Here is a 15,266-nt window from a genome sequence, read left to right on the forward strand (position 1 = left end):
AACACCGACTGATGAAAACCACCCACACCCGACCCCAACTCACGCAACCAATGCACGATCGGAGCCGACACCACCTCACCCACACCACCACCGGGTTCGGCGCCCCAGACGGTCCTGTCCCGGCTGTCCTCCTCGGCGGCCTCGGCCAGCGCCTCGACGGTCTTCAGCCGGAAGACGTCACGCGTGGTCAGGACGAGACCGGCGGTGCGGGCACGGCTGACCAGCTGGATGGACATGATGCTGTCGCCGCCGAGGTCGAAGAAGCTGTCGTCCGCGCCGACCTCCTCCAGCCCCAGCACCTCCGCGAACAACCCGCACAGCACGACCTCACGCTCCGTACGCGGAGCCCTCCCCCGCACCACACCACCGAAATCGGGCGCCGGCAACGCACGCCGGTCCAACTTCCCGTTCGGGCTCAGCGGCAGGGAATCCAGCGACACGAACGCCACCGGAACCATGTACTCCGGCAACCGCTCCGCCACGAAACCACGCAACACCCCACCATCCACCGGCCCACCCACCGGCACCACATACGCAACGATCTGCCGCGACCCCGGCTGATCCTCACGCACCACCACAGCCACCCGGCCCACACCCGGACACGCACCGACAACCGACTCGATCTCACCCAACTCGATACGGAAACCACGCACCTTCACCTGATCATCCGCACGCCCCAGATACTCCAAATCACCCCCCACCGACCAACGCACCACATCACCCGTCCGATACATCCGCCCACCCACGGCACCGAACGGATCCGCCACGAACCGACCCGCCGACAACCCCGCACGCCCCAGATAACCCCGGGCGAGCTGGACGCCCGCGAGATAGAGCTCTCCCGGTGCACCCGTGGGAACCGGCCGCAGACCGGCGTCCAGGACGTAGACCCGGGTGTTCCACACGGGCCGGCCGATCGGCACCGACGGGGTCTTGTCCTCCGGGCCGCACGCCCACCAGGTGACGTCGACGGATGCCTCGGTGGGGCCGTACAGGTTGTGCAGTCCGATCTCCGACGGGCCGGCGAAGACGGAGTGGAAACGGTCGCGCAGCGCGGCGGGCAGCGCCTCGCCGCTGCAGATCACCCGGCGCAGTCCGGTGCACTCGGCCGCGGCGGGCTCGGCCAGGAACGCCTGGAGCATGGAGGGCACGAAGTGCGTGGTGGTGACGGCCTGTTCACGGATGAGCTCGGCCAGGTAGACGGGGTCCTTGTGGCCCTCGGGGCGGGCGACGACCAGGGTCGCGCCGGTGATGAGCGGCCAGAAGAACTCCCACACGGAGACGTCGAAGCCGGAGGGGGTCTTCTGCAGGACGCGGTCGTCGGCGGTGAGCCGGTAGTGGTCCTGCATCCACAGCAGCCGGTTGACGATGCCGGCGTGGGGGACGATCGCGCCCTTGGGACGGCCGGTGGAGCCGGAGGTGTAGATGACGTACGCCGGGTTGGCGGGAGCGGCGACGGGCAGGGCGGTGCCGCTGTCCGGTCCGTGGCCGGACAGCAGGTCCGCCGTGCCGGGGGTGCCCAGGAGCAGCTGCGGCGTGCCGGTCTCCGGCAGTCCGGCGGCCACCTCGGCGGTGGTCAGCACCAGCACCGGGGCGGCGTCCCGGAGCAGGAACTCGATCCGCTCCGCCGGGTAGTCCGGGTCCACCGGCAGGTACGCGGCCCCCGACTTGAGCACCGCGAGCAGGGCGACCACCAGCTCGACCGAGCGCGGCACGGCGACGGCGACGAAGCTCTCCGGTCCGACGCCCCGCGTCACGAGCAGCCGGGCCAGCCGGCCGGCGCGCTCGTCCAGCTCGGCGTAGGACAGTTCGGTGCCCTCGAAGACCAGGGCGGTGGCGTCCGGGGTGCGCAGGGCCTGGGCGTCCAGCAGGGCGGTCAGGGTGGTCGACGGCACCGGGTGCGCGGTGTCGTTCCACGCCTCCAGCACCTGGTGGCGCTCCGCGTCGTCCAGCAGGTCGATCTCCCCGACGGCCCGGTCCGGCCCGCCGGCCGCGAGCTCCGCCAGGAAGCGCAGGAAGCGGTTCAGGTGGGCGTCGATCTCGTCGGGGGTGTACAGCTCCGGGTTGGCGTCGAGGTCGATCTGCAGGCCCTTGCCGTCCCCGCGGTCGTAGACGACGACGGCCATGTCGTCGGCGGGTCCGACGGAGAGGTTGTGCACGATGGCCCGGTGCCCGGCGAACCGCAGGTCGTAGTCGAACATCATGATGTTGACCTGCGGCCCGACCAGCTTCTGGTCGTCGGCGAGCAGGTTCAGGTCGCGGCGCAGGTCCTCGTAGCGGTAGCGCTGGTGGCGGAGGTCGGCCCGCATCGCGGCGGAGGTGTGGCGCAGCAGTTCGCCGATGGTCATGTCGCGGGCCGGGGCCAGGCGCAGCGGCAGGACGTTGGAGACCATGCCGGGCACGGAGCGGGCGGCGCGGCCGAGCCGGGTGGTGACGGGGAGCCCGAGCATCACCTCGTCGGTGCCGGTGCAGCGCTGGAGGTAGGCGGCGAAGGCGGCGGCCAGCACCGGCGGCCAGGACACCTCGGCCGCCCGTGCGAGTTCCCGCAGCTCCCCGGCCGTGGTCCGGTCGAGGTGGGCGGTGCGGCGCACCAGGCGCCGGGCCGTGCCGGGCCGGGCGCCGGACGGGCCGACCGGGCCGGGCGCACCGGCGAGCCGGTCCGCCCAGTAGGCGCGGTCCAGGGCGAACCGCTCGGAGGCGCGGTAGGCCAGGTCGGCCCCGACGAGGTCGCTCAGCGGCGCGAAGGGGCAGGCGCCCGCCTCGGTGCCCCCGGCCAGCGCGGTGTAGACCTCGGCGACGCGCTGGGCCACGAGTGCCACGGTGAAGCCGTCGACGGCGCTGTGGTGGTAGGCGTGCAGCCACAGGTAGCGGTCGTCGGCGAGCCGGAACAGCTCGAAGTCGAAGAGGTGGTCGTGCCGGATGTCCTTGGGGGTGGCGAGCAGGTCCCGCATCCGCAGTTCGGCCGCCGCGCGCGGGTCCGGTGCGGCGGACACGTCCGTGACCGGCAGCGACCAGTCGAGGGTCGGCTCGATCCGCTGGCGGGGGCCGTCGGGCGTGTCCACGAAACGCACCCGGAGGCACTCCGCCTCGGCCAGCACCTGCCGCAGCGCCGTCTCGAACAGCGGGACGTCGACCTGGCCGCAGATCTCCAGGTACTCACCCGCGTTGTAGATGACGTTGGCAGGGTCGAGCTCCTGCGCGAACCAGATGCCGGACTGGGCAGCGGTCAGAGGCAGAAGAAGGTCCTGGACGTCGGACAACGGGAACCACCCTCGGTCGTTTTCTGGGACACCGGCATGCGGCGGCGGGGCGGGGCCCTGCCGCCGGCGGTCGTCACGGCGAAGCGCGCGGGAGGCGCGCGAGTACTCATCCTGACTCGCGCAACGGACAACTCTCGCAGGAGTGCACGTTGTTGCAGCCCGGCCGAAGAGCAACGCCGTGCCGGGTGCACTGGGAGAGTTGTCGAGCCAGTGATGACGTACGACGGAGGTAGAGAGATGTCCGAGCAGACCGATGTGTGGTTCCGCCGCTTCAAGCGGGTGCCGCAGCCGCGGCTGCGGCTGGTGGGTCTGCCGCACGCGGGTGGGGCCGCCAGCATGTTCCGCACCTGGCCGCAGTGGCTGCCGGACGACGTGGAGCTGCTGGGCGCCTGCTACCCCGGGCGGCAGGACCGGCTGGGAGATCCGTGCGTGACGCGGATGGCGGAGCTCGCCGACGCGCTCACCGAGGCGCTGCTGCCGGTGGCGGAGCAGCCGCTGGCGCTGTTCGGGCACAGCATGGGGGCGTCGGTGGCGTTCGAGGTGGCGCACCGGCTGGAGCACCGGCACGGTGTGCTGCCGGCCGTGGTGTTCGTCTCGGGCCAGCAGCCGCCGGCCCGCTACCGCAACAACCAGGCGCACCTGGGCGGGGACGCGGGGCTCCTGGCGGAGGTGGAGCGGCTGGGCGGCGACGGCACGAAGTTCCTGGACAGTCCCGAGATGCGGGAGCTGCTGATGCCCGCGATCCGGGGCGACTTCGCCCTCATGGGGGACTACCGGCCCGATCCCTCCCTGCGGATCACCGCCCCGGTGGAGGCATGGGTGGGCGACGCGGACTGCGACGTCACGGTCGAGGAGACCCGGGCGTGGTCCGACACCACCTCGGGCTCGTTCAACCTCCGGGTCTTCCCCGGCGACCACTTCTATCTGACGGCCGACGTCGAGGAGTTCGGGCGCCGGATCGTCGAACGGCTGGCCCTGACGGCGGTCGGCACGCACTGAGCGCGGCCGGCCCGCCCTGCGCGGAACCTCCGTGAGGACGACGGCGGCCCCGGAACCCGACTCGGGTTCCGGGGCCGTTCCCCTGTCCTCGTGCGCCGTACCGGTGTGACGGCCGTGGTTCCGTCACACCGGTACGGCGCTGCGCGGACGGTCCGTCACGCGGCGGGGCTCTCCATCGCCGCGACGAGGCTCTTGGGCCGCATGTCGGTCCAGTTCTCCTCGATGTACGCGAGTGCTTCGTCGTGACCGGACTCCTTGAGGGCGACGGTCCATCCGGCCGGCACCTCGGCGAAGACCGGCCACAGCGAGTGCTGGCCCTCGTCGTTGACGAGCACCAGGTAGGTGGCGTCCTTGTCCTCGAACGGGTTGGTCGACATCGTGTGTTCTCCTCGGATCGTGTTGCTTGGTGGTTTCGTGCGCGGCTCGACGGCGGACCGTCAGCCGCAGCCTCCGGCATGCCCCAGGTCTCCCGAGGCGGTGGTCGACAGGGCTTCGTCGGGCACCGGTGCGACCGTCGCGGGCCGGGCCGGCGTGGTGGAGCGCACGGCGTCGGCGAACCGGTCGAGCCGGTCCAGGCCCCAGAACTTCTCGCGCCCCGCGATGAGGAAGGGCGGGCCGAACACCCCGTCCTTGTAGGCCGACATGAGCGCCTCGGTGGACCGGGAGCGCAATTGCGGGTCCTCGGCCGCGGCCGCCGCCGCTGCCGGGTCGAGGCCGGCCTTCCCGGCCACGTCGGCGATCACCTCGGGGTCCGAGATGTTCCTGCCGTCCTGGAAGCGCGCGCGGTAGACGAGGTCGACGTAGCGGGGGCCGACGCCCCGGTCCGCGGCCAGGTAGTACGCGAGGTGCGAGACCTCCCACACGGGTTCGCGGTCGACGGGCCAGGAGACGGTCAGGCCCCGGTCGGCCGCGAGCCTGCGCACGTCGGTCAGCACGTAGAAGTGCTTCTCCCGCGACATCGGGGTGTAGAGGAACGAGCCGCCCGCCTCGGCCAGCGCCTTCTCGCTGCGCGGGTCCGGGTCCCAGTACGGGATCCATTCGACGGCGTCGGCGACGTCGCCGTGCCGGTCCACCAGGTCCCGGTGGGCCAGCCAGGAGTACGGGCTGCGGAAATTGAAGTACCAGCGTGGGCCGCGCTTGGCCATGGCCGTCCTTCCGGTGGCTGGGTACCCCTCCCGGCAGGCCCGGCCCCTCGGGCGGGCGTTGCCGGTCATGGCACTAGATGGTGATTCCGCCGTCGATCTGGAAGACGGAACCGGTGATGTACGCGGCGCGGTCGGACGCGAGGTAGGCGATGAGGTCGGCGACCTCCTCGGCCCGGCCCATCCGGCCCAGCGGGATCGACTTCAGCGCCCGGTCCTTGACCCCGCCCTGGAGCGCGGAGGTCATGTCCGTGTCGATGAAGCCGGGCGCCACGACGTTGGCGCGGATGCCGTACGGCCCGGTCTCCTTGGCGAGCGCCTTGGTGAAGCCGATGATGCCGGCCTTGGACGCCGAGTAGTTGGTCTGGCGCGCGTTGCCGTAGACCCCGGCGACCGACGAGACGTTGACGACGCAGCCGGACTTCCGCTTCATCATCGCGAAGATGGCGGCCCGGCAGACGTGGTAGACGCCGTCCAGGTTGGTGTCCAGCACGTTGTGCCACTGCTCGTCGGTCATCAGCAGCAGCGGGTTGTCGCTGGTGATGCCGGCCGAGGTGACGAGTACGTCGATCGGTCCGAGTTCGTCCTCGGTGCGCTCGGTCAGGTCGCGCACCGCCTGGGCGTCGGTGACGTCCGTACGGACGGCGAGGGCCCGCACGCCCAGTTCGGACACCTCCTTCTCCAGCGCCTGCGCGGCCTCGGCGTCGGACCGGTAGCAGAAGGCCACGTCGTGGCCGTCCTGTGCCAGGCGCAGCACCGCCGCTCTTCCGATGCCCCGTGATCCGCCGCTGACGAGCGCGACGCGGGACGGCTTGTCTCCCACCCGTTTCTCCTTCTGTGAATAACCGTGACCGGCGCTGGTTCCGTGACCGGCAGGGCGTGCCGGAAAGGGCTCCGGGTCCTAGGTCCCGGTGGCCGCGCGGAGCTGCTCGGCCGGGCGGAACGCCATCGTGGCCCTCGCGACGGTCATGACCGTCTCGCCGTCCACGAGAGACTCGCCCTCGAAGATCATCGTGTCGCTCAGCACCCGGTAGACCCGGACCCGGTGCTCCACCACGTCCCCGGGGAACACGGGCCGTTCGAACCGGGCGTCGCTGACGCCGCCGAACAGCATCACCTGCCCGTTCAGCACGTCCGGGTTGGGGTCGTCCCAGGTGGCCAGGACGCCCGCCGCCTGGCACCACGACTCCACGAGCAGCACCTCGGGGTAGTGGTGGTCCTGCGGTCCGGCGTCCTGCGGGAGCGCGGCGTACCAGGGTTCGTTGCAGGTGACGGCCTTGCGGGCGACCAGTCGCTCGCCGGGCACCAGTTCGTCGACCCGGTCCACCAGCAGCATCGGGAAGCGGTGCGGCAGCAGCCCGCGCAGTTCGACGGTACCGATCACGACCGGCCTCCCGTCCTGAAGCCCAGCCGGATCGACGCGGCGTCGCCCCGGTCGGTGCGGGCGGTCGCCGTGACCCGCCAGTCCCGTCCGTCGGGCCCGTCGGGCTTCCAGACGAGTTCCATGGCCAGTTCGTCGCCGGGCAGCACCGGTCCGCGGAAGCGCGCGGACTCCACCGCGGCCAGCGTGACCGGGCCGGGCGCGGTGGCCAGGGCGCTGCGGCGTACGCACTCGATGACGCAGACCCCGGGGAAGATGGGGAATCCGGGGTAGTGGCCCGCGAAGATCTGTTCCGCGGGGTCGACGCGGCAGACGGTGGCCGCCGTCAGGCGGCCCCCCTCCTCCGCCGTCGCCGGCCGCACGACGCGGATGCCGGCCGTGACCGGGGAGACCCCGGTCACGGACTCGGCGACGGATTCGACGACGGTCACTGCGAGGTCCGCAGCTTCTGCTGCAGCAGGTCGTGGGCCGCCTTCAGGCAGGTGACCTGCTTGAGCTCCTCCTCGCGGAGCTTGACCTGGTAGCGCTTCTCCAGGACCACGACGACCTCCAGGGCCATCAGGGAGTCGATCTCCAGGTCGTCGGCGAAGTTGGTGTCGTCGCCGATGTCCGCGACCTCGACGTCGAGCACCTCGGCGATGATCGCGCGGAGCTGTTCGAGGTCCAGTGCCTGCACTGCGGATGTCATGGGAGTGTCCTCTCTCGTTGCTGTTCTGCCCGTACGTTCTTGTCGGTGCGGGAGGTTGGTGCGGGAGGCCGGTACGGAAGACCGTCGGCCGGTCCGGGCCCCGGGTTCTTTCGTTTGGCTCATGTCGGGCTCGCGTGCCCCGGCACGCACGCTGATCCGGCGCGATCCAAACGAGAGGCCCTAGCCCAGGCGCAGCACCGCGCAGCCCGCCTCGCCGTCCCGGTCCACCGCGGTGACGACCGCGGTCCGGCCCGCGGCCTCGGCCCGCTCGGCGACGGCCAGCACCGCGGCCATCTGGAACATGGCCGCCGCCCCGGCGGTGTCGCCGATCAGCTGCGACACGCGGTTGACCGCCGTGGGGGCGAACAGGGCCTCCAGGACGGACTGTTCGGCGTCGCCGAGGGCTCCCCGCGCACCGCTCGGGGCGACCATCCACACGTCGGCCGGGTCGGTCCCGGACCGCTCCAGCGCACGGCGCACGCAGGTGTCGAGCACGGGGGCCGCGTTCTCGCCGCCGCCCGCGAAGACCCCCACCTCGACGGCCTGCACGGTCGCCAGCGGGGTGCCCTGGGCCGAGCCCTCGGACTCGACCTGGAGCATCACGCAGCCCTCGCCGTGGACGGTGCCGGCCTCGTCCTCGCCGCGCGCGTGCCGGTCCAGCCAGGCACGGGCGTCGGCGTACTCCTCGACGGCGCCGCACAGCACGGTGCGGGCGCGGTCCGCGTTCAGCAGTCGCTGGGCGTACTTCAGGGCGTGCAGGCCGGAGACCCGGCCCCCGGCGATGGTGGTGTTGGGGCCCTTGAGCTGGTGCCAGATGGCGCACTGCCCGGCGGCGCAGTTCATCACCGCGTTGGGGAAGCGTGCCGGGTCGACGAAGTAGGGCTTCTCCGAGACGAGGCCGCCGCGGGTGAAGTCCATCATGCTCTGCACGCTGCCCGAGGTGGTGCCCAGGACCAGCGCGACCTCCTCACCGGTGACGGTGGCGGGGTCGGAGGGCGATTCCTCGATCAGCCGGCCCACCGCCGAGACCGCGAGGCCGGTGGCCCGGTCCATGGCGCGCGTGCCCTTCTTGCCCAGGGCGGCGGCCGGGCTGAAGCCGGGGACGAGGCAGACCTCGTCGTCGGGTGTCTGCCACTGCTCGCGGTCGACCGGGGCGACCGTGGACCGGCCGTCGTGGAATCCGCCCACGAAGGCGTCCCGGCCCATGCCGAACGGCGAGACGGCCGACCACGCGGAGATCACAGTCTTGGTCATGAGAGGTCCATTCCTTGGCTGGAGCGACTGGCGACTACGGGGGCTGGGCGGGGGGCGAAGGCGGCGGGCGGTCCGGCGACGGGGCGGCCGCGGAACGGCCGGGCGTGCCCTGCGGTCACAGGTAGCTCACCATCCGGTACTCCGGCCATCGCCCGGCCATCTCCGCGGCGGGCACCGGGCGGACGTCGTCGAGCAGGTCGCCGGGGGCGAATCCGAGGGCCGTCAGGTCCTCCTCCTGCGCGAAGATCCGTACTCCGGCGTCCAGCAGCACCCGCAGGTCGTGGCGCGGATCGGTCAGGGTGTCCAGCACCCGGTCGCCGAACCGCAGGGGGCCGGTCTCGGCCGCCCCCACGGCGCAGGTCACGGCCGGTCCGCGCAGCAGGATGTCCATGCCGCCCAGCTGCCGGTGGAGCTCGACCGCCATGTACAGCACGTCGAAGAACTGCTTCTCCACCGCGCCGCGGTAGGCGCGTTCGACGATGCCGAGGACCCGGCCGTTGTCGGTGGCACCGGCCCCGGGGCCGGTGGTGTGGGCTGTCGTCATGGTCAGAGCACCCCCACGAACAGGGTCTTGTCCGCCGCGGCGACGTTCTCCGCGAAGGCGGAGGGTGCCCGCAGCCTGACTTCGGGGATGTGGGCCACGGCGCCGCGCTCGTCGCTGCAGAACCGGCAGCCGTACCAGTGCAGCCGGCCCGGGTGCGCCGCGAGCAGTCCGCGGATCACGGTGAGGGTCGACGGGTAGTCGCCGGACCAGTTCGCGAGGTTGCGCGGCTTGGACTCGCCCAGGCCCTCCTGGGTGAGCATCGTCGCGTAACCGCACGCCCAGACCTGCACGGCGGCGTCCTGCCGCAGCATCTCCTCCACGAGCCGCAGCACGCTGGTGAACAGGTCGGACGCGTGCGGCGAACCCATCAGGGTGACCAGTACGTCGGTGTGCGGGATGCCCCTGCCCCTGGCCATGTCAGTGCCACACCACCTTCACCACCGGGTCCAGTACGCTCCCGGCGATCTCGTCCATGTCCACCAGCCGGGCCTCGGGCACCAACTGCTCCTTCTTCAGGCCGCGTTGGGCGACCGAGTACCTGTCGACCAGCAGCTCCCCGTCCGCCGCCAGGTAGCCCTCCAGCTCCGGCAGCACACCGGGCACCGCGCCCAGCACCCCCTCCTGGAGGAGGAGGAGCCGGGTGCGGTGGCCGCCGCCGGCCAGGGTCGTGGCGTCGCGCACGAAGGACGCGCACTCCCGGCCGGCCCAGGGCCCCTGCGTCTCGATGAGGAGGTGCCGGTTCATGCGTCCGGTGCCGACTCGCCGCGCAGGGCCCGCAGCACGGGCTCGTCGAAGTTCACCAGGTGCCAGTCGGTGCGGCTGTCGATGACGGCGTAGCCGTGCGTGACGTGACCCGTGGCGGTCTGCACCAGGTGGCCGTCGCGCACCACGTACGTGTCGAACCGGGACCGGTAGAGGAAGTCCTTGAAGACCTCCTCGACCGTGTAGATCACGTACAGGTCCTCCTCCATCAGGGCCTCGTCGAGGATCCTGATGTGGGAGTGCGAGCAGGCGGGGATCCACTTGCGGTCGTCGAGGAGCGTCTTGATCGACAGCCCGCGGTCGGCCAGGAAGAGGTCCACGACCTCTTCCATCTGTCGCAGGTAGCCGGACATCTGGAGCCGCTCGGTGAAGTGGCAGTACGGGTACGGGATCCGCCACTTCCAGCCGAACGCGTTCCTGCCCTCGGTCAGCTGCTCCAGCACCGGGTCGGGTCCGTTGGTGCCGTGGCCGTCGGAGAGGTCGGTCGTGGTGGCGACGGCCGCCGCGGCGCCGGGCTCGGAGGTGCCCAGGCGCTCGACCGCGAGCGGAGCCAGCGGGGCGGGCACCGGCTCGGGCGGGAACGTGGTGTCGATCCGCAGCGCCACCTTCGCCTTGCCGGTCACCGCCTTCACCGGCGCGCCGTCGCGGTCGACGCTCAGCGTGACCCGGAAGGCCAGTTCGTTCGCGCCCTCCTTGAAGACCGGCACCACGTCGGCGGTGACCAGGTCGTCCAGGTGCAGCGAGCTCAGGATCCGGACGTCCATCTCCACGAAGTCCAGCCCGAGGCCGAGCTCCTCGTACAGCTTGCGCGTGGACAGGCCGGCGGACCTGAAGTGCTCCAGGATCGCTTCCTCGACCAGGTAGTTGTCGTGCTTGAAGCCGATCCAGGTACAGATGTTGGAACCCTCGAACCTCGGGCGCAGCTGCACCCGGGTCGGGGTCTCCAGAAGGGTCTTGACCTGGGTCTCGGTCACGTCGCTCATCGGCCCGGCTCTCCAAAGGCTCGGTCGCCGGGCCGGCGCCGGCCGGCCCTGGCGGACAGTGTGCTGACGAAGTCGCCGACCACGGCGGAGAACTCCTCGGGCCTCTCGGCCATGAGGAAGTGCCCGCAGTCGGCGAGGATGTGGGTCTGTGCGTCGGGGAGTTCGGCCGCCAGGTTCAGTCCCTCGGCCGGATCCACCGCGAAGTCGTGCTCGCCGCCGATGACCACGACGGGTACGTCGATCCGTTCGGCCCGCAGCCAGGGGGTGCGCAGATAGCTGTCCACGAACCGCATCCAGCCGTACGGGCCGACCCGGTCGCACACCCGGCGGGCCATCGACAGCTGGATGTCCGGGTCCAGCCTCCCGCCGGAGTGGACCCGGATGCCCTCTTCCATGATCCGCTCGAAGTCGTCCAGGTAGCGCGTCATGGCGTCCCAGGTGAAGTCCTCGGGGCTGCGCCGGTAGAACGGGGCGACGAGCACCAGGCCGCGGATGCCGTGGCGGGCGAACGGGTCGCCGCCCGCGTCGAGTTCGCGGTCGATCAGGGACAACAGCTGCATCGCGGAGAAGGAGTGGGCGACCACCACGTCCGCGCCGCCCGGTACCCCGGCCAGCGCTTCGGCCAGCCACGGGGAGGCGTCCGGCACGTGGTGCCAGCCGTCCACCCCCGCGCCGCGCCACGGCAGGTCGGCCGACCACACCTCGTGGCCCTGCGGGCGGTGGGCCAGGAAGCCGTCCCACACGGTCGCGCTGTTGCCGAGGCCGTGCAGGAGCAGCATCCGGCCGCGCACGGGGCCCCGTGCCGGGTGGCGGTGCAGGATCACCGGACGCCCGGCGCCGCCGGCCGGGGCGGGCCGGACGGGCGCCGGGGCGCCGGAGGTGTGGGCGGGCAGCGTGGCCGTGGCCTCGCCGCCGCTCACCCCGTCTCTCCGGGGCTCACCAGGACCAGGCCCGCGGCGGGTCCCGTGCGACCGCCCCCGGTCACGGCGTACACCGGTCCGGCGCCGCCCGCGGCGAACCAGCCGGCCGACGCCGCGCACTGGAGCACGCCCAGCGCGCCCGACGCCCCGCGCCACTGCTGTGCCAGCCCCAGGTCCCGTACGCCTTCGAGGAGACCGGCCCCGTCGGCGGACGTGCCGTCCGCGGTGTCCGGTGCCTGCCAGGCGGCCGGGGTGCGGGCACCCTCGCCGCCGAGCGCGGCCAGGCAGGACGACAGGTCCGCGCCCCGGGCGTGCCGGTCGATGCCGGCCAGTGCCCGGGCGCCCCGGGATCCCGCGGTGCGCTGCGTCTCCAGGACCAGCGCGGCCGCACCGTCGAAGGCGGTGTCCAGTCCGGAGAGCCTGCGGGCCGGTTCGGTGTCCGGTTCGGCGCCCAGGACGAGCACCTGGTCGGCGCGGCCCGAGCCGAGCAGGGCGAGCGCCCAGCGCACCGCGTCGGTGCCCGAGGTCTCCCCGTTGCACAGCATCAGGTTGGGCCCGGTCAGGCCGAACCGGATGGCCACCGAGGAGGCCAGCACGTTGCTGGAGGCGTTGGGCAGGTCCATCGGGCTCGCGGCGGACGCGGTGTCGGCCGCGATGGTCTCCACGGTCCGGCAGATCGTGTCCAGGTTCCCGTAGTTGGAGCTGGCCACGACGGCGATCCGGTCGCCCCGCGGGGCGCGGTCCTCGTCGTCCAGGAGCCGCGCCTCGCGCAGCGCGTCGCGGGCCGCGCAGTAACCGAGCTGGGTGGCCCGGTCCTTGTAGCGCAGCCCCTTGCGGCCGAGCCGTTCCCTCGGCTCGACGGGGGCGCTCGAAGCCTGCCTCGGCCGCAGCAGATCGTCGGGGGTCTCGACACCTGCGACTGCGATGCCGATCCCGGTAACCAGCGTGCTCAACGGACCGCCTCCACGACCGCGACGGCGTTGATGCCGCCGAAGCCGAACGCATTGATCTGGGCCACCGACATCTCGCCGACGGCTTCCTCACCGGTGACGAACCGGAATCCCTCGGCCTCCTCGACCGGGTGGGAGAGCCCGAGGGTGGGCGGCACCCGCCCCTCCTCCAGCGCCCGCATCGCCGTGATCATGCCGATCAGTCCGGACGCGCCCGAGGTGTGGCCGGTCATCGACTTGATCGCGGTCATCAGCGGCCTGCCGACGTGCGGTCCGAAGACCTCGGCGACGGCGGTGGCCTCGGCCTCGTCGTTGAGGAGCGTCCCGGTGCCGTGCAGCATCACCAGGTCGATGTCCTTGGGCTTCATGCCGGCCAGGTCGTGCGCCTGCCTGATCGCCGAGGCGATGCCGGCGTCGTCGGGCGCGGTGGCGTGGTGCGCGTCGCAGTTCAGGCCGACCGCGCGGAGCCGCCCGTGCGCCCTGCCGCGCCGGTTGCCGTCGTCGCGCCGCAGCACGACGGCCGCGGCGCCGTCCCCCATGACCGCGCCCGTGCGGTCGCGGTCGAAGGGCCTGACCCGGTCCGGCGGCACCGGGTGGACCCGTTCCACCAGGCCGTACATGCTCTCGGTGAGCACGTCCACCCCGGCGGCGATCACCGTGTCGGCCTCGCCCAGTTCGAGCAGGTCGGTGCCCATCGCGAGCGCGTACAGGGAGGCCGAGCAGGCGTTGGCGAAGGTGTACGTGGCCGTGGTGTTGAACCGTTCCCGCAGGGCGCGGTCGAAATGCAGCCGGTCCGCCTCCAGGGGGGTGCCGTCGCGCCACCACAGTTCCACGGAGCGCAGCTCGCGCAGCCCCGTGCCGATCAGGACGGGCACGTCCGAGAGGTCCTCGCCCAGGCCCGCGTCCCGGGCGGCCTGCCCGACCGCCTCCAGCAGCCACTTGGTGGCCCGGCCGGGCACGTCGGCGCCCGGCACCGGCCGGTCGTCGATCTCGTACGCGTACCGGGCGGCGTACCGCGAACGGTCGAAGCCGCGCAGCTCGGCGTGGGCGCTGCGGCCCGCGCAGAGACCGTCGAAGAGTTCCCGGGGATCGCGGCCGACTCCGGCGACCGCGCCCACTCCACCGACCAGCCAGCTCATCGCACCTGCTCCTCGTATTTCCCGAGGGCGACGACGGCGTTGTTCCCGCCGAACGCCAAGCCGTTGTTGAGCACGACACGGAGGTCGGCCTCGACCGCCTCGTTCGGTACGCAGTCCACGTCGCACTCGGGGTCGGTGCGCACGTGGTTGATGGTCGGGGGGATGAAGCCGTGGACGATCGCCAGGGAGCAGGCGATCGCGGACAGCGCGCTGGCCGCCCCCATGGTGTGCCCGATCATCGACTTGATCGAGACGGTGCGGGGCGCCTCGCCGAACACCTCGCGGATGGCCTGGGCCTCGGTGACGTCGTTGGCCTTCGTCCCGGTGCCGTGCGCCGAGATGAGGTCGACCTCCTCCGGCTTGACGCCGGCGTTGTCGAGGGCGAGCCGCATGGCCCGGCCGACGCTCGCCCCGTTGGGCGCCACCTGGTGGTGGGCGTCGCAGTTGAGGCCGTAGCCGAGCACCTCGGCGTAGATGCGGGCGCCGCGGGCCCGGGCGGAGGCCAGGCTCTCCAGCACCAGGACGCCCGCGCCCTCACCGGTGAGGATGCCCTTGCGGTCGGCGTCGAAGGGCTGGCAGCGCTCGGGGGCGATGGTGCCCAGCCGGTAGAAGCCGGCGAACGTCTTGCGGCACAGGGCGTCGGCGCCTCCGCACAGGGCGAAGTCCACCTCGCCCGCGCGCACCGCGTCGTAGCCGTAGCCGATGGCGTAGTTGCCGGCCGCGCACGCGGTGGGGATGGTGACGGCCTCCACGTCGGTCAGGCCGAGTTCGTGGGCGATGGCCGTGGAGAGCCGGCCGGCCCTGACCCGCCGGGCGACCGTGGGGTCCATGTCCTGGGGCCCGGTGCGGATCTCGGTCTCCACCAGGCTGTCGAGGTCGCGGGACTCCCCGTCGGTGGTGCCGATCGAGATGAGTCCGCGCCTGGTGCGCAGTTCCTCGGGTGCCAGGCCGGCGTCCTCGGTGGCCATCCTGGCGGCGGCCACCGAGAACCGGGCGGCACGGCCCAGCTGTTCGAGCTCTTGATTACGGATCCACCGGCCGGGGTCGAAGTCGCTGACCTCGCAGCCGTTGGCGTAGGCGAAGCCGGTGGTGTCGAAGCTCGTGATGGGCTTGGCGCCACTGCGCCCGGCCCGCAGCCCCTCGGCGAATGCGTCCGCGCCGATACCGATGCTGGAGAACACCCCGAACCCGCTCAGGACCACTCTCTGCGCACTGTCCGGCTCGTCCGTGGAGAACGACGTCAT

17 protein-coding genes are annotated in these 15,266 nt (G+C 72.2%); 1 reads left to right on the forward strand and 16 read right to left on the reverse strand.

Going from position 1 to position 15,266, the window contains the following annotated elements:
- Positions 1–3,260, reverse strand: a 3,260-nt coding sequence (locus ACFYW1_RS37995; protein WP_389004229.1) for an amino acid adenylation domain-containing protein, incomplete at its 3' end; no start/stop codon positions are given.
- 237 nt (positions 3,261–3,497) lie between these two features.
- Between ACFYW1_RS37995 and ACFYW1_RS38000 the strand changes: the two genes are divergently transcribed.
- Positions 3,498–4,259 (forward strand): thioesterase II family protein, encoded by a 762-nt coding sequence (locus ACFYW1_RS38000; protein ID WP_389004231.1) that lies wholly within the window; start codon positions 3,498–3,500, stop codon positions 4,257–4,259.
- 155 nt (positions 4,260–4,414) lie between these two features.
- Here the strand turns inward: ACFYW1_RS38000 and ACFYW1_RS38005 are convergent, their stop codons facing one another.
- The 15 genes from ACFYW1_RS38005 to ACFYW1_RS38075 form a co-directional block, all read right to left on the reverse strand.
- Positions 4,415–4,636, reverse strand: a complete 222-nt coding sequence (locus tag ACFYW1_RS38005) for an MbtH family protein (RefSeq protein WP_389004233.1) — start codon at positions 4,634–4,636, stop codon at positions 4,415–4,417.
- 60 nt (positions 4,637–4,696) lie between these two features.
- The gene (locus ACFYW1_RS38010; RefSeq protein ID WP_389004235.1) at positions 4,697–5,404 is read right to left on the reverse strand and encodes a 2-hydroxychromene-2-carboxylate isomerase; all 708 of its coding nucleotides are present in this window, start codon (positions 5,402–5,404) and stop codon (positions 4,697–4,699) included.
- 73 nt (positions 5,405–5,477) lie between these two features.
- Positions 5,478–6,224 carry a 3-oxoacyl-[acyl-carrier-protein] reductase gene (gene fabG / locus ACFYW1_RS38015; protein WP_283853766.1) on the reverse strand — a complete coding sequence of 249 codons (747 nt, stop codon included), beginning with the start codon at positions 6,222–6,224 and terminating at the stop codon, positions 5,478–5,480.
- A gap of 78 nt (positions 6,225–6,302) precedes the next feature.
- A complete protein-coding gene (locus ACFYW1_RS38020; protein ID WP_389004237.1) occupies positions 6,303–6,785 on the reverse strand; it encodes a 3-hydroxyacyl-ACP dehydratase FabZ family protein in 483 nt (160 codons plus the stop codon).
- Positions 6,782–7,213: a 3-hydroxyacyl-ACP dehydratase FabZ family protein gene (locus tag ACFYW1_RS38025; protein WP_389004239.1), complete on the reverse strand. Its 432-nt coding sequence runs from the start codon at positions 7,211–7,213 to the stop codon at positions 6,782–6,784. Before ACFYW1_RS38025 ends, ACFYW1_RS38020 begins: the two co-directional genes overlap by 4 nt.
- Positions 7,210–7,470: an acyl carrier protein gene (locus ACFYW1_RS38030; RefSeq protein WP_389004241.1), complete on the reverse strand. Its 261-nt coding sequence runs from the start codon at positions 7,468–7,470 to the stop codon at positions 7,210–7,212. The genes ACFYW1_RS38025 and ACFYW1_RS38030 overlap by 4 nt, the downstream gene beginning before the upstream one ends.
- A gap of 180 nt (positions 7,471–7,650) precedes the next feature.
- Positions 7,651–8,724, reverse strand: a complete 1,074-nt coding sequence (locus tag ACFYW1_RS38035) for a beta-ketoacyl synthase N-terminal-like domain-containing protein (RefSeq protein ID WP_389004243.1) — start codon at positions 8,722–8,724, stop codon at positions 7,651–7,653.
- Positions 8,725–8,839: 115 nt separating this feature from the next.
- Positions 8,840–9,268, reverse strand: a complete 429-nt coding sequence (locus ACFYW1_RS38040) for a hypothetical protein (RefSeq protein ID WP_389004245.1) — start codon at positions 9,266–9,268, stop codon at positions 8,840–8,842.
- A 2-nt stretch (positions 9,269–9,270) separates the two neighbouring features.
- Positions 9,271–9,684 carry a hypothetical protein gene (locus ACFYW1_RS38045; protein ID WP_389004247.1) on the reverse strand — a complete coding sequence of 138 codons (414 nt, stop codon included), beginning with the start codon at positions 9,682–9,684 and terminating at the stop codon, positions 9,271–9,273.
- Position 9,685: 1 nt separating this feature from the next.
- Positions 9,686–10,012, reverse strand: coding sequence for a hypothetical protein (locus tag ACFYW1_RS38050; protein WP_148836719.1), 327 nt, complete (start codon positions 10,010–10,012; stop codon positions 9,686–9,688).
- A complete protein-coding gene (locus tag ACFYW1_RS38055; RefSeq protein WP_389004249.1) occupies positions 10,009–11,013 on the reverse strand; it encodes a hypothetical protein in 1,005 nt (334 codons plus the stop codon). The genes ACFYW1_RS38050 and ACFYW1_RS38055 overlap by 4 nt, the downstream gene beginning before the upstream one ends.
- Positions 11,010–11,933: an alpha/beta fold hydrolase gene (locus tag ACFYW1_RS38060; RefSeq protein ID WP_389004251.1), complete on the reverse strand. Its 924-nt coding sequence runs from the start codon at positions 11,931–11,933 to the stop codon at positions 11,010–11,012. The genes ACFYW1_RS38055 and ACFYW1_RS38060 overlap by 4 nt, the downstream gene beginning before the upstream one ends.
- A complete protein-coding gene (locus ACFYW1_RS38065; protein ID WP_389004253.1) occupies positions 11,930–12,886 on the reverse strand; it encodes a beta-ketoacyl synthase N-terminal-like domain-containing protein in 957 nt (318 codons plus the stop codon). Before ACFYW1_RS38065 ends, ACFYW1_RS38060 begins: the two co-directional genes overlap by 4 nt.
- A complete protein-coding gene (locus ACFYW1_RS38070) occupies positions 12,883–14,022 on the reverse strand; it encodes a beta-ketoacyl synthase N-terminal-like domain-containing protein (RefSeq protein ID WP_389004255.1) in 1,140 nt (379 codons plus the stop codon). Before ACFYW1_RS38070 ends, ACFYW1_RS38065 begins: the two co-directional genes overlap by 4 nt.
- Positions 14,019–15,266, reverse strand: coding sequence for a beta-ketoacyl-[acyl-carrier-protein] synthase family protein (locus ACFYW1_RS38075; protein WP_389004257.1), 1,248 nt, complete (start codon positions 15,264–15,266; stop codon positions 14,019–14,021). The genes ACFYW1_RS38070 and ACFYW1_RS38075 overlap by 4 nt, the downstream gene beginning before the upstream one ends.

The organism is Streptomyces sp. NPDC002669, from assembly GCF_042889165.1.
In the GTDB taxonomy this organism is placed as follows: Bacteria; Actinomycetota; Actinomycetes; order Streptomycetales; family Streptomycetaceae; genus Streptomyces.

Coding starts and splice junctions, on each gene's coding strand:
- ACFYW1_RS38000 (WP_389004231.1), top strand. CDS start 3,498: ATGTCCGAGCAGACCGATGTGTGGTTCCGCCGCTTCAAGCGGGTGCCG.
- ACFYW1_RS38005 (WP_389004233.1), bottom strand. CDS start 4,636: ATGTCGACCAACCCGTTCGAGGACAAGGACGCCACCTACCTGGTGCTC.
- ACFYW1_RS38010 (WP_389004235.1), bottom strand. CDS start 5,404: ATGGCCAAGCGCGGCCCACGCTGGTACTTCAATTTCCGCAGCCCGTAC.
- ACFYW1_RS38030 (WP_389004241.1), bottom strand. CDS start 7,470: ATGACATCCGCAGTGCAGGCACTGGACCTCGAACAGCTCCGCGCGATC.
- ACFYW1_RS38035 (WP_389004243.1), bottom strand. CDS start 8,724: ATGACCAAGACTGTGATCTCCGCGTGGTCGGCCGTCTCGCCGTTCGGC.
- ACFYW1_RS38040 (WP_389004245.1), bottom strand. CDS start 9,268: ATGACGACAGCCCACACCACCGGCCCCGGGGCCGGTGCCACCGACAAC.
- ACFYW1_RS38045 (WP_389004247.1), bottom strand. CDS start 9,684: ATGGCCAGGGGCAGGGGCATCCCGCACACCGACGTACTGGTCACCCTG.
- ACFYW1_RS38050 (WP_148836719.1), bottom strand. CDS start 10,012: ATGAACCGGCACCTCCTCATCGAGACGCAGGGGCCCTGGGCCGGCCGG.
- ACFYW1_RS38055 (WP_389004249.1), bottom strand. CDS start 11,013: ATGAGCGACGTGACCGAGACCCAGGTCAAGACCCTTCTGGAGACCCCG.
- ACFYW1_RS38070 (WP_389004255.1), bottom strand. CDS start 14,022: ATGAGCTGGCTGGTCGGTGGAGTGGGCGCGGTCGCCGGAGTCGGCCGC.
- ACFYW1_RS38075 (WP_389004257.1), bottom strand. CDS start 15,266: ATGACGTCGTTCTCCACGGACGAGCCGGACAGTGCGCAGAGAGTGGTC.